Source organism: Kocuria sp. APC 4018, from assembly GCF_030407675.1.
Classification (GTDB): Bacteria; Actinomycetota; Actinomycetes; order Actinomycetales; family Micrococcaceae; genus Kocuria; species Kocuria rhizophila.
On sequence record NZ_JASDCY010000007.1, the window covers coordinates 55187 to 67759 of the forward strand.

Below are 12573 nucleotides of genomic sequence, written 5' to 3' on the forward strand. Positions count from 1 at the left end.
GTCCACGTCAGGCGAATCAGGTTCGCTCCCCCTGCCCGCGGCGCACTTTCTTCCAGAACGATCGGACTGCCGGCAGTGCCCGCTCGTTGATCATGCGCTGCACGTGCGGAGTCGCCTTGCGGATCAGAACGTACCCGCCCGCCGCGGCGCCGATCACGGCCAGGATGCGGAGTGCCGCTGCCTACCGCGTCGGCATCCGAATCGGAATCGTTGGTTGGCGACGTCGCGTCGTAGTTGTAGTCGTTATCCTCGTCTGGGTCCTCTGGATGGAACGACGCATGATCCGACAGCTTGCCCTAGCTATCAAAGAGCAATTGGCTCAGGCCGCCATCCTCTGACCGCCCAGGCGTCAGGGACTCGTCGTATTCGTAGTACCCGTAGATCTTGCCCATGTACTCCCCCGGAGTTCGTTGAATCGCAGTCAACACCAGCCGACCGAAACTCCTCCGTCAGACATGAAGAATGCGCCGCCGACCGGAGAGCGCCGAAGCGCTCCGTCTAGACGACTTGGGCGCGGTGCTCGACGACCTCGCGCGCGATTGGCAGGATCCCTCCCCAGGTCCCAGGAGCCCCGCCGTACGTCCTATTCCTCGCTGAGCCGAGCAACGGGATGTATGGACCCACACAGATCCGCATGATTCCGCGGTTTTCGGTCGAAGATTTTCGCCGCACTATGACAGATCGATGAGGCAGGAAGCCTCATCGTGTGGAGAGAGGAATCTGTCATGGGACCGACGGCGCACCTGCCTTTCATGGACAAGAACAAGCCCTCAGCAATAACACCCGTCAGAGCGTTGATATATGCACGAGCGTCACAAGACCGGCTCAAACTGATGCGGTCGATCGGCGATCAGGTCAGTGACTGCCGCTCGTGGTGCCAACCGTTGGGGTGGACGGTCGTGCGCGTCCTGAGAGATGCAGACCGCTCCGCTTCCCAGTGGCGGACAAAGGATCGAGAAGGTTTCGAGGAAGCCTTGCAACTCATCGAGTCAGGGAAGGTCGACGGTTTCGTCACCTGGGAGCCATCCAGAGCCGGCCGGGATCTCCAGATCTACCTCCAGTTACGCGCCGCCTGCCAAGCAGCAGGAATTCTCTACCTGACGCAAGGCCGGGTCTTCGACTTCACTCGCTCCGACGATAGCTTCATGCTCGGATTCGAGTTCCTGCGAGCCGAAGCCGACGCACACACGATGCGCGAACGGCAGATCCGCACCGTACGCCTCCTGGCAGAGAAGGGACGCCCGCACGGGCGAATACCTTATGGCTATCGACGCGTTTACGACACGAGCACAGGCCGGCTCATCGGCCAAGAGCCGGATCCGCACACCGGCGAACTCGTAAGGCTGATGGCACGGGGGATTATCTCCGGCACACCACTCGGAACGATCGCGAACGATCTTCAAGACCGGGAAGAGCCAACACCTCAGAAATCCCATAACGGGAAGATCACCACAGGGTGGACATCGATGACGGTGAAACAGATCATGCAGAACCCCACCATCGCAGGAAAACGCGTCTACCGCGGAGAGATCATCGGTGACGCCGCGTGGGAGCCCCTGATCTCCATCGAGGATTTCACACGGATCCAGCGGCTCCTGTCCGACCCATCACGGCGAGTGCACGAGACCGGGACGGTCACCCCCAAATCGTTGCTGTCACACATCGCAATATGCGATTGTTGCGAGCACCCGCTTCATCGCGTCCTCGACCGACCCCATGGCGATGCCCCACGAAAAGTGCGATACCAATGCCGTTTCCGCGGCTGCTACAAGATATCCATCAGCGCAGCACCCGTCGAGGAGTACGTCGTCGACTACGTCCTCGCCTGGCTTTCGCGTCCTGCAAACGCCGCATTGCTGATCGGCGAAGACGACGAATGGGTTTCGCAGTCCGTCGGAGCACGCGAGCATCTCGCAAAACTGGAGGCGAGACTCCAGGAGGCAATAGACGGTTGCGCGAATGGCGATGTCAGTCTCGGACTGCTCAGCGGTATCGAGAAAAAGCTCGTCCCGATGATTGAGCGCGCGCGACACCAGTTGGCGTTGCCCATCGTTGATCGCGCGATCGGAGATCTCGTCAACGCCGAAGACATCTCCATCGCTTGGAATGGACTCGCATTCGCAGAACAGCGAAGGATCATCAAGGCTCTCTTCGAGGTGCGCATCACTCCGGCTCCCCGAAGGTCGGCAGGAGGGGCGTTCCAACCCGAGCGCGTCGTGATCACCGCGCGAGCCGTAGGCGCTGGAAAGGTGCAGGGATGACGCGGCTGTCTTCGAGCTGACACCGGCGTCAGTCACGGTGGGCGGGTCCTCCAGGACCCGCCCACCGCACGTCTCTCACCTCGTGGTCGGCATCTCGACGATGAGTCTCTGATCGAGCTCGTCGAGGTCGACCCGGACAAGACGTCCGACCTTGTAGCCGTGGATCGTTCCGTCCGAGATCCTGCGGCGAAGTGTCTTGGTTGACACTCCGAATCTCGACGCAGCCTCCGCCAGTGATACAAGGTTTCGTGCCGTGGTATCGGCGCGACTCTGGTTTGTCATCGTGGTCCCTCTTCGTCAGCCAACGATTACTGATTCTCAGGTACGTGCGCCACTCCCGTACCGACTTGATGGCATGCCTCTAGGAGACCCCAAGTTCGGTTTCCACGCGAGCGCTGAGACGATCGGCGAGTTAGCGATCGCGAGTCATCGTGGAGTGCTGGTAGCGCAGAACGACGCGCATGTCGGAGTGCCCGCCGCGTCTCATCAACTCGGCCAACGTTGCACCTTCCTGGGCGAAGATCGTCAAGCCGGTATGCCGCAAGTCGTGGAATCGGAATCCGTGTGCCACGCTCTCAACCGCCTCGCGAGCCTCGCCCCAGATGTACCCCCACCGCGTGTGTGACAACGGCACGCTCCCCCGCGTGCTGGCCGGGACGACCGGTGCCTTCGCTTCTGGCGCCACGTAGTCCTCCAGGTGTTTCCTCAAGGGCTCCAGCATGATCCGTGGGACGCTCAGCGCTCTTTTCCCCGCCTCGCTCTTCGGTTCGGAGAAATCGCCTGTGTTCACGTTGAGTTGTCTGCGCACGTGCAGGGTCGCTCCCCCGTCTGGGTGCCATTCGATGTCCCTGCGCTGGAGTCCCAGGCACTCACCGCGGCGTAGTGGCACCAGGCGGCAAGCAGGATCGTGATCGCATACCGATCCGGCGCTGCCTTGTACAGGGCGTCGACCTGGCCGGGAGTCGCGACGTCATCGCTTTCGTCATGCTCTGCGTCGTGGCGCACCGATTCCTGCTTGGGGATCGAGATGCTCGGCGCGGCCGGGATGATCCCGTCCCGGGCAGCCTGCCTGAGGACCATCATGAGCGCGGTCAGGACCGATCGTGTGATGCCGTTGAACTTCGACTTCGGGTTCAGTGGAGACGGTATCTGGTCCAGACGTGTGGTCATGACCTTGATCCGGTCGATGTCGATCTCGCGCACCGGGGTGTCGCCGAACTCCGGAATCAGGTAGCCGTCGACTTTGCTCGCATAGGAGCGGACCGTTCCGGCCGCGCGTCGTTTGCCGGAACGGTTGGGTTCTGTGCGGATCATCTCGATCCAGCGCTTGGCGTAGGTCGTGAACCCGACCGAGCGTGCTTCGTCGGCGGCGGCAGCAGCGCGCCGCCGCTTGGCGACGACCGCGGGTGGCTCCCACTCCCCTCTTGAGATCCTGGTGTGCATGCCGGCCAGCCAGGTGCGGGCGTCCGTCTTCGTGAGAAACGTCAAAGACTTGTCGTCCTCAGTCCGCGCCGTGTACATCCGGCCATCAGGGGCGGGATAACGGGCCTGCCAGCGGCTCGAGGGCAGCTTACGGATCCGACCCCATCCCTCTCGCCTCGATGCAGCCCTGCCTGTCTTCTGAGTGGCGCTCATCGTGTCCTCCCCTGACCTCGAACGGATGTCAGGGAGCTCTCGTGCCCCTTCGTGTCCCTCATCGGAAGCACGTCGCAAAACCCCTGGTCAACAGGCTTTTTCTCGACATTCAGAGCGTGCTGAAAGGCACGAAGGGGCACGACCCAAGGGGTGTGCCAGACCCAAATTTCTCCTGGCGATCCACCTTGCTCCCACCATGCAGGTGTGTGCGTGCCCCCCGTGTGCCCTACTGAATGGGTGTTGATGCTCATTGTCGTCCTCTCCTGTCGTATTGAAGAGGGCACGAAAAAGCCCCGGACCTGCGAAAACTCGCAGATCCGGGACCCTTGACCACCCCTGAGCGGTCAGGAGCGGACCAGGACTTCTAGAAGTCCCAGTCCTCGTCCTCCGTGTTCACGGCCTTGCCGATCACGTAGGAGGAGCCGGAGCCGGAGAAGAAGTCGTGGTTCTCGTCCGCGTTCGGGGACAGCGAGGAGAGGATCGCTGGGGAGACGTCCGTCATCTCGCGCGGGAACAGCGCCTCGTAGCCCAGGTTGTTCAGGGCCTTGTTCGCGTTGTAGTGCAGGAACTTCTTGACGTCCTCGGTCCAGCCCACGGAGTCGTAGAGGGCCTCGGCGTAGGCCACCTCGTTGTCGTAGAGCTCGTCCAGCAGGTCGTAGGTGTAGTCCTTCAGCTCCTGCTGGCGCTCGGGGGTCTCCTGCAGCAGACCCTTCTGGTACTTGTAGCCGATGTAGTAGCCGTGCACGGCCTCGTCGCGGATGATCAGCCGGATCAGGTCCGCGGTGTTGGTCAGCTTGGCGTGCGAGGAGAAGTACATGGGCAGGTAGAACCCCGAGTAGAACAGGAAGGACTCCAGCAGCGTGGAGGCCACCTTCTTCTTCAGCGGGTCGTCACCCTTGTAGTAGCGCAGGACGATGTCCGCCTTGCGCTGCAGGTGCTCGTTCTCCTTGGACCAGCGGAACGCCTCGTCGATCTGCTTCATGGAGGACAGCGTGGAGAAGATCGAGGAGTAGGACTTGGCGTGCACGGACTCCATGAAGGCGATGTTGGTGTACACCGCCTCCTCGTGCAGGGTCTTGGCGTCCGGGATGAGCGAGACCGCGCCCACCGTGCCCTGGATGGTGTCCAGCAGGGTCAGGCCCGTGAACACCTTCATGGTGAGGTCCTGCTCCTCGGCGGTGAGGGTCTTCCAGGACTGCACGTCGTTGGACAGCGGCACCTTCTCGGGCAGCCAGAAGTTGGAGGTCAGACGGTCCCAGACCTCGGTGTCCTTCTCGTCCTGGACGCGGTTCCAGTTGATGGCCTCCGCCGGGTGGCGGAGCAGCTCGACCTGTTCGGTGGTCATGGCGGCGCAGACTCCTTCGTAGCTGGCTGTGTCCCGGTGCGCACGTGGGAAGACCGTCCCGCGGTCTCGTACCACGAGGGGCTGGCGGGGGCCGTGCAGGGGGACCTCCCAGCGTACTCCACCCGCACCCGGGACCGTGACGGGTTTCCGGGGTCGGTGCCGACGCTGTTTTCTGAGGGCGAACTCCCCCGCGGACCTCTTCCCCCGATGTGGTCGCGGCATGCAGGATGGCTCACATGCCGACCCGCAACCGGGCTGGTGACTCGAACGAAAGGTTTCTGATCATGCCTGATTTCGGAGGACTCGCAGACAAGGCCAAGGACATGGCCGGTGGCCACGAGGACAAGGTCAACCAGGGCATCGACAAGGCCGGTGACACGGTGGACGAGAAGACCGGCGGCAAGTTCGAGGGCCAGGTCGACCAGGGCCAGGACGCCGTGCGCGGCCACCTCGGCGGCAACGAGTAGTTCCCGCCCACCCACGCAGAACGGGCTCCTTTCCGATCGGAAGGGAGCCCGTTCTTCGCGCCGGCCCGGCAGCCCGGATCAGGCCTCGTCGGCCTCCCGCGCCAGGGCCGTGAGGCGTGAGACCGCGCGGTAGTACTTCTTCTGGTACCCGCCGGCCATCATCTCCTCGGTGAAGACCCGGTCGAACGGCACACCCGTGGAGAGGATCGGCAGGTCACGGTCGTAGAGCCGGTCCGCGAGCACCACGAAGCGCAGTGCCACGGCCTGCTGGTCGATCGTGCGCACACCGCGCCACGCGATCGCGTCCAGGTCCTGGATGAGGGCCCGGTAGCGGGAGGGGTGCACGCGGGAGAGCTGGTCCACGAGCGCGTCGAAGTCGTCCACGGCGACCCGCCGACCCGCGAAGTGCTGCTCCACGGCGGCGTCGAGGGCGGCGTCGTCGGCCAGCGGGGACGGTGCCTCGGGCAGCCCGCGGTGGCGGTAGTCCTCGCCGTCGATGCGCACCACCTCGAACTGGCTGGAGAGCACCTGGATCTCGCGCTGGAAGTCCTGCGCCGCGAAGCGGCCCTCCCCCAGCGAGCCCGGAAGCGTGTTGGACGTGGCCGCGAGCTTGACCCCGGCGTCCGCGAGCTCGCGCATGAGCCGGGACATCAGCACGGTGTCCCCGGGGTCGTCCAGCTCGAACTCGTCGATGCACACCAGCGAGTACTCCTTGAGGGCGTCCACCGTGCGCCGGAACGTGAGAGCGCCCACCAGGTTGGTGTACTCCACGAACGTGCCGAACGCCTTGGGGCCGGGCGCCGCGTGCCACAGGGATGCCAGCAGGTGGGTCTTGCCCACGCCGAAGCCGCCGTCCAGGTAGATGCCCTGGGCGGCGGCGGGTGCCTTCTGGCCGCCGAAGATCTTGGAGAAGAACCCGCCGCCGCCCCCGGCGCCACGCCCGGAGACTCCCGCCGCGAAGGACCTGAGCTTCTCCACGGCCTCCGCCTGCGAGGGCTGGGACGGATCCGGGCGGTAGGTTTCGAAGGACACCTCCCCGAAACGCTCCGAGGGCCGGAAGCCGTCCAGCAGTTCATCGGCCGAGACGCGCGGATTGCGGTCGACGAGGTGTTCGATCTGAGTGCTCACGTGTGCAGGGCCTCCCGACCGGGACCCGGTGCGCCGACCACCGCGGCGCATCCGGAGCCGGTCCTGTTGCGGACGGACGACGGTGAGGTGCCCGAGCACCCCGTTTCACCCCCGATGCTACCGCTCAGCCCGTGGTGAACACCGTGACCGCGCGTGACCTCCCCGGCACGCCCGGTATGCGAGCGGTGCGCGCCCAGCACTACGCTGGGGACCGAGAAGCGCCCGGGACTCCGGGCGTCACGCGCACGACAGCACGAGGACAAGGAGAACCCTCCCCATGGCTGCAGATGCAGAGCACAACGAGGCCTTCGCACAGTACGCGCACCCCGAGCGGCTGGTCTCCACCCAGTGGGTGGCCGAGCACGCGGGCGAGCCGGGCGTCGTCGTCGTCGAGTCCGACGAGGACGTCCTGCTGTACGAGACCGGTCACGTTCCCGGCGCGGTGAAGGTGGACTGGCACACCGAGCTCAACGACCCCGTCACCCGCGACTACGTGGACGGCGAGCGCTTCGCGCAGCTGATGTCCGCCAAGGGCATCGGGCGGGAGGACACCGTGGTGGTCTACGGAGACAAGTCCAACTGGTGGGCGGCCTACGCCCTGTGGGTGTTCACGCTGTTCGGCCACCAGGACGTCCGTCTCATGGACGGCGGCCGGGACAAGTGGATCGCCGAGGGCCGCGAGCTGAGCACCGAGCGCCCCGAGGTGACGCCCGCGGACTACCCCGTGGTCGAGCGGGAGGACGCACCGATCCGCGCGTACCGCGAGGACGTGCTGGCCGCGCTGGGCACCACCCCGCTGATCGACGTGCGCTCCCCGCAGGAGTACACGGGTGAGCGCACCCACATGCCGGACTACCCCCAGGAGGGCACGCTGCGCGGCGGGCACATCCCCACCGCGGCGTCCGTCCCGTGGGCCCGGGCCGCCGCCGAGGACGGGACGTTCAGGTCCCGCGACGACCTCGAGGCCATCTACCTGGACGAGGTGGGGCTGACCCCCGGCGAGGACGTGATCGCGTACTGCCGCATCGGCGAGCGCTCCTCCCACACCTGGTTCGTGCTCACGCACCTGCTGGGCTTCGAGAACGTGCGCAACTACGACGGCTCGTGGACCGAGTGGGGCAACGCGGTGCGCGTTCCCGTGGCCCGGGGCGAGGAGCGTGGCGAGGCCCCGGAGGCCACCCGATGAGCACCCAGGACCTTCCCTCCCAGCTCGCGGAGCTCGTCACCGAGTTCCACGAGGTCCCCGAGCCCGACAAGCTGCAGCTGCTGCTGGAGTTCTCCCGCTCCCTGCCCGAGCTGCCCGCCCGGCTTGGTGAGCACCCCGAGGAGCTCGAGCAGGTGACGGAGTGCCAGTCCCCGCTGTTCCTCACGGTGGAGCTGGAGGGCACCGGGCCGCAGGCCCCGGTGCAGCTGTTCTTCTCCGCGCCGGCCGAGGCACCGACCACGCGCGGTTTCGCCTCGATCCTGCACGAGGGTCTCAACGGGCTGCCGGCCGAGCAGGTGCTGGCCGTCCCCGACGACCTCCCGGAGCGTTTCGGACTGACGTCGTTGGTCTCCCCCCTGCGCATGCGGGGGATGTCCGCGATGCTCGGGCGGATCAAACGCCAGATCACGGCACTGCAGGGCGCCTGAACCGACTGCCGCTCCCAGCCGCGCGAGCCGTCCCGTTCCAGGGGCGGCTCGCGCCGTGTCCGAGTGCGGTCCCGTGGGGTCGCTCACCCCGTCGTGCGCTCAGACGCCCCCGGAGTCCTGCCTGAGGACCGCGCCCAACCAGTCACCAATGGCACGTTCGTAGCGCTTGCGGTCGATGTTCCACTCCTTGGTGTGCCGGGCACCGGAGAAACCCACGAAGTCCACGTGCGGGCTCAGGTTGGCAAGCTTGACCGAGCCCGCCACGGGCACCACCTCGTCGTCCGTGGAGTGCAGGATCAGCGTGGGCGTGGTGATGTCCTCCCAGCGGGAGAGCCAGTCCAGGGCGTGCAGGTCCAGGGGCGCGGCCAGACCCGTGATGCGCGGGCCCATGCGGTGGGAGATCATGTCCGCGGCCAGGCGACCCACCCGGCGCGGGATCCGGTGGATGCGGGTCTGGTGGGCCAGCAGCTCGTACCAGTCCACCACGGGCCCCGTGAGCACCAGCGCCCGGATCCGGTCCCGGTACCGGGTCAGCTCGGTGGTGCGCAGCACGATCGCCCCGCCCATGGACCAGCCGAAGAGCACGACGTCCGAGGCGCCGTGCCCCAGGGCGTACTCGATGCCCGCCTGGATGTCCTCCCACTCCGTGAACCCGAGACCGTACCGGTTGTCCTCGGTGGTGGGGGCCTCCTGGTCGTTGCGGTAGGCGAGGATCAGGGAGTGCAGGCCCAGCTGGTGGGCCACCCGCGCACCGCGGATGCACTCGGGACGCTGGGCGCCACGGCCGTGCACCATGACCGCCCACGTCCCACCGTGATCGGCCCGGGCGGTGTCCCCGTCCGCGGGTATCACCCACGCCGGGGCGGGGCCGAGCTCCGTGGGGATCCGCACCTTGCTGTAGGCCAGGCCTGCATCCGACGGGCGCGCGTACACGGTGCCCGTCCAGAACCCGCGCTTGCCCTCCGCGAGCTCGCCGCGGTACACGCGCTCCACGATGCGCGTGACCGTGCCACCGGTCTGCCGGACCACGAAACCGATCCGGGTCAGTCCCGCGCCGTCGTCGAAGCGCAGCGCATAGGTGCCCGCCACGCGCGTGTCGGAGGTGGCGGGCAGTGTCACGAGCTGCTGCTCCGAGTTCGGGTCGCGCTCGAGCTTGAGCACCGTGACGTTCCCCGGCCGTGTGGACGGGGTGACCACGTGGCGGGCCACGAGGGCCGCGGCGCCCCCGGACAGGGCGAACGTGGCCGACGCCGCACCGATGCTGACACCCGCTCCCACCAGGGCGCCGTGGCGCCAGGATCGTGAGGACTCGGTGTCGTGGGAGCTCCGCAGTGCCATGGCGCCATTCTGGCACGCCCGCTCTCCCGGCCCGCCCCGGCGCGCAACGGGCATAACGGACGCGGCGTCGTCGTTGGAACGAGCGGACCACCACACCCAGGACAGGGAGGCACACCGTGGACACGAACCACGACACCCAGCGCGAGAAGACCGGGGCGGCACTGACGCCGGAGGCGGCCGCGGCCCGCACCGATGCGCAGTGGCGGGAGCTGCTGAGCCCCGCCGAGTACCACGTGCTGCGCGAGGCCGGCACCGAGCCGCCGAACTCCGGTGAGTACGTGGACACCACCACCGAGGGCGTCTACGAGTGCCGCGCCTGCGGGGCGGAGCTGTTCCGCTCCGAGACCAAGTTCGCCTCCCACTGCGGCTGGCCCTCGTTCTTCGCGCCGCTGGCCGAGGACAGGGTGCGCTACATCGAGGACACCTCGATGGGCGTGAAGCGCGTGGAGGTCCGCTGCGCCACGTGCGACTCCCACCTGGGCCACGTGTTCGAGGGCGAGGGCTACGGCACGCCCACCGATCTGCGGTACTGCATGAACTCGGTGTCGCTGCGCCTGGCCCCCGGGCGCTGAGGCACCCGCGCCACCGCGCCCGGACCCGCCGTGACGCGTGCCCACGACACGACACCAAACGCGCTGTCACATCCGGCGGTGTGGTTACTGTGACCTTGTGGGAGCGGTGACCGAGCTGATGAGCACTCCGGATGTGTTCCGCGCAGTCGTGCGGGCCCTGGAGACTGCCCGGTTCCGCCCGGAGATCACCCTCAGCAGGATCGCGCCGCCCAGGGGTCTGGCCCCGCACGCCATCTCCTTCGCCGCCGAGGTGGGGCACCCACCCGCCGCGCACGGAGCCGAGCTCGACGTCGCGCCGCGCGAGGCCCCGGCCTCCGGGCGCTTCGTGGTGCTGTACGACGAGTCCTGCCCGGAGCCCTGGCAGGGGCCCTTCCGGATCGTGAGCTGGTTCCGGTCCCGGATGGACACCGAGATGGGCCGCGACGAGCTGCTCACGGACGTCAGCTGGTCCTGGCTCACGGACACCCTCTCCGAGCACGGAGCGCAGTTCACCGCCGAGGGCGGCACCGCCTCCCGGATCGTGGAACGCCACTACGGAAGCCTCACGGACCGGGCCGACGTGGCCCAGGTCGAGGTCCGCGCCTCGTGGACACCCGTCCCCCGCACCGGAATTCCCCACTGGGCCCAGTCGCACCTGCACGCGTGGGCCCAGGTACTCTGTACTGCTGCAGGGCTGCCCCCGCGCCACGACGACGTGGCGTTCGTGTGAGCACCACCGGGGCCCGACACTGATCCCAGTCTGCCCGACGGCGCGGAGCCGGTTCCGCCGCCGTCGCACCACCGTACGAGGAACTTCTCATCAACAGACACGCCGACGATCCCACTCCCGCCCGTGAGCCCGGTCCCGCCGAGATCGTGGTCCCGGGATTCGAGCACCTCGCCGTCCCCGCGACCGTGCACCTCAACGGCCCCGCGGAGGGTCTGCCCCGCGTGGTGGACACCGCGCGGGGTCTGACGCGCGCCGCCGAGCAGCTCGCCGAGGCCACGGGACCCGTGGCCGTGGACACCGAGCGCGCCTCCGGCTTCCGCTACGGCCAGCGCGCGTTCCTCGTGCAGCTGCGCCGCGAAGGGGCGGGCACCATCCTGATCGACCCCGAGGCCGTGGGTTCCCTCGCGCAGGTGGACGAAGCGCTGCGCGGCGTCGAGTGGGTGCTGCACGCGGCCACCCAGGACATGCCGTGCCTCGCGGAGCTGGACATGCGACCGGACCGGCTCTTCGACACCGAGCTGGGCGGACGGCTGCTGGGGCTGCGGAAGGTGGGGCTCGCCTCGATGACCGAGGAGCTGCTGGGCTTCACGCTCTCCAAGGAGCACTCGGCCGTGGACTGGTCCCAGCGTCCCCTGCCGGTGGACTGGCTCAACTACGCCGCCCTGGACGTGGAGGTGCTCGTCCAGCTGCGCTGGGCCACCGAGGACCGGCTGGCCGAGGCGGGGAAGCTGGACTGGGCGCTCGAGGAGTTCGAGCACGTGCGCACCACACCCCCGCCCCCTCCGCGGCAGGACCCCTGGCGGCGCACCCACGGGCTGGGCAACGTGCGCGGGCGGCGCAAGCTCACCGCCGTGCGCAACCTCTGGCAGGCACGGGAGTCCCTCGCACAGCACAAGGACATCGCGCCCACCCGGCTGCTGCCGGACTCCGCGATCGTCGCCGCCGCCAACGCGATGCCGCGCACCGTCCCCCAGCTGATGTCCACCCCCGGTTTCCACGGCCGTCTGGCCTCCCGCGAGGCCACGCGCTGGCTCTCGGCCGTGCAGGAGGCGCGACTCACCGAGGAGCCCGTGCCCGCGACCGTGCCCTCCACCGCGCTGCCGCCCGTCAAGGGGTGGGAGACCAAGCGGCCCGAGGCCTCCGAGCGTCTGAAGGTGCTCAAGCCCGCGGTTGCCGAGCTCGCCGCGCAGCTCGACCTGCCCTCGGAGAACCTGCTCACCCCCGAGCACCTGCGGCGCTTCTGCTGGCAGCCGCCGCGCTCCACGTCCGACGACGCCGTGGCCGAGCGGCTGCGTGAGCTCGGCGCCCGCTCGTGGCAGGTGGAGCGCGTGGCTCCGGTCATCGGCGCCCACTGGCGGGACCTGCGCTCACGACGCCCCGCGGAGCGTGCCGATCCTCAGGGCGCCGAGCCCCAGGGCTGAGGGCGCCGGCCCACCCGCCACCATCCCGTGCGTCCGTCGGCGGCAGAAACGGCGGTCGGTGGAGA

General features: G+C 67.8%; 13 protein-coding genes. 7 read left to right on the forward strand and 6 right to left on the reverse strand.

The window, feature by feature from the left end:
* The first annotated feature begins 752 nt into the window (after positions 1 to 752).
* A complete protein-coding gene (locus tag QL985_RS02550; protein ID WP_259906401.1) occupies positions 753 to 2261 on the forward strand; it encodes a recombinase family protein in 1509 nt (502 codons plus the stop codon).
* A gap of 75 nt (positions 2262 to 2336) precedes the next feature.
* Here the strand turns inward: QL985_RS02550 and QL985_RS02555 are convergent, their stop codons facing one another.
* From QL985_RS02555 to nrdF, 4 genes are all read right to left on the reverse strand, one after another.
* A complete protein-coding gene (locus QL985_RS02555; protein ID WP_290147576.1) occupies positions 2337 to 2543 on the reverse strand; it encodes a helix-turn-helix domain-containing protein in 207 nt (68 codons plus the stop codon).
* A gap of 130 nt (positions 2544 to 2673) precedes the next feature.
* Positions 2674 to 3150: a site-specific integrase gene (locus QL985_RS02560; RefSeq protein ID WP_259906216.1), complete on the reverse strand. Its 477-nt coding sequence runs from the start codon at positions 3148 to 3150 to the stop codon at positions 2674 to 2676.
* A complete protein-coding gene (locus QL985_RS02565) occupies positions 3048 to 3896 on the reverse strand; it encodes a hypothetical protein (RefSeq protein WP_259906214.1) in 849 nt (282 codons plus the stop codon). Before QL985_RS02565 ends, QL985_RS02560 begins: the two co-directional genes overlap by 103 nt.
* A 364-nt stretch (positions 3897 to 4260) precedes the next feature.
* Positions 4261 to 5241, reverse strand: a complete 981-nt coding sequence (gene nrdF, locus QL985_RS02570; RefSeq protein ID WP_019310658.1) for a class 1b ribonucleoside-diphosphate reductase subunit beta — start codon at positions 5239 to 5241, stop codon at positions 4261 to 4263.
* Between the two features lie 284 nt (positions 5242 to 5525).
* On the opposite strand from nrdF, the gene QL985_RS02575 reads away from it, so the two are divergent.
* A complete protein-coding gene (locus QL985_RS02575; protein ID WP_019310659.1) occupies positions 5526 to 5708 on the forward strand; it encodes an antitoxin in 183 nt (60 codons plus the stop codon).
* Positions 5709 to 5786: 78 nt separating this feature from the next.
* Here QL985_RS02575 and zapE read toward each other — a convergent pair whose 3' ends face one another.
* Positions 5787 to 6836 (reverse strand): cell division protein ZapE, encoded by a 1050-nt coding sequence (zapE, locus tag QL985_RS02580; RefSeq protein ID WP_290147577.1) that lies wholly within the window; start codon positions 6834 to 6836, stop codon positions 5787 to 5789.
* Positions 6837 to 7113: 277 nt separating this feature from the next.
* Between zapE and QL985_RS02585 the strand changes: the two genes are divergently transcribed.
* Positions 7114 to 8022, forward strand: coding sequence for a sulfurtransferase (locus tag QL985_RS02585; RefSeq protein WP_290147578.1), 909 nt, complete (start codon positions 7114 to 7116; stop codon positions 8020 to 8022).
* Positions 8019 to 8468 (forward strand): SufE family protein, encoded by a 450-nt coding sequence (locus QL985_RS02590; protein WP_019310662.1) that lies wholly within the window; start codon positions 8019 to 8021, stop codon positions 8466 to 8468. Before QL985_RS02585 ends, QL985_RS02590 begins: the two co-directional genes overlap by 4 nt.
* A 99-nt stretch (positions 8469 to 8567) precedes the next feature.
* Here QL985_RS02590 and QL985_RS02595 read toward each other — a convergent pair whose 3' ends face one another.
* Positions 8568 to 9806, reverse strand: a complete 1239-nt coding sequence (locus QL985_RS02595) for an alpha/beta fold hydrolase (RefSeq protein WP_019310663.1) — start codon at positions 9804 to 9806, stop codon at positions 8568 to 8570.
* A gap of 116 nt (positions 9807 to 9922) precedes the next feature.
* Here QL985_RS02595 and msrB point away from each other — a divergent pair, with 116 nt between their 5' ends.
* From msrB to QL985_RS02610, 3 genes are all read left to right on the forward strand, one after another.
* The gene (gene msrB, locus QL985_RS02600) at positions 9923 to 10378 is read left to right on the forward strand and encodes a peptide-methionine (R)-S-oxide reductase MsrB (RefSeq protein ID WP_219620214.1); all 456 of its coding nucleotides are present in this window, start codon (positions 9923 to 9925) and stop codon (positions 10376 to 10378) included.
* Between the two features lie 118 nt (positions 10379 to 10496).
* Positions 10497 to 11087, forward strand: coding sequence for a DUF3000 domain-containing protein (locus QL985_RS02605; protein ID WP_121566625.1), 591 nt, complete (start codon positions 10497 to 10499; stop codon positions 11085 to 11087).
* A gap of 146 nt (positions 11088 to 11233) precedes the next feature.
* Positions 11234 to 12508, forward strand: coding sequence for an HRDC domain-containing protein (locus tag QL985_RS02610; RefSeq protein WP_101888372.1), 1275 nt, complete (start codon positions 11234 to 11236; stop codon positions 12506 to 12508).
* Positions 12509 to 12573 lie beyond the last annotated feature (65 nt).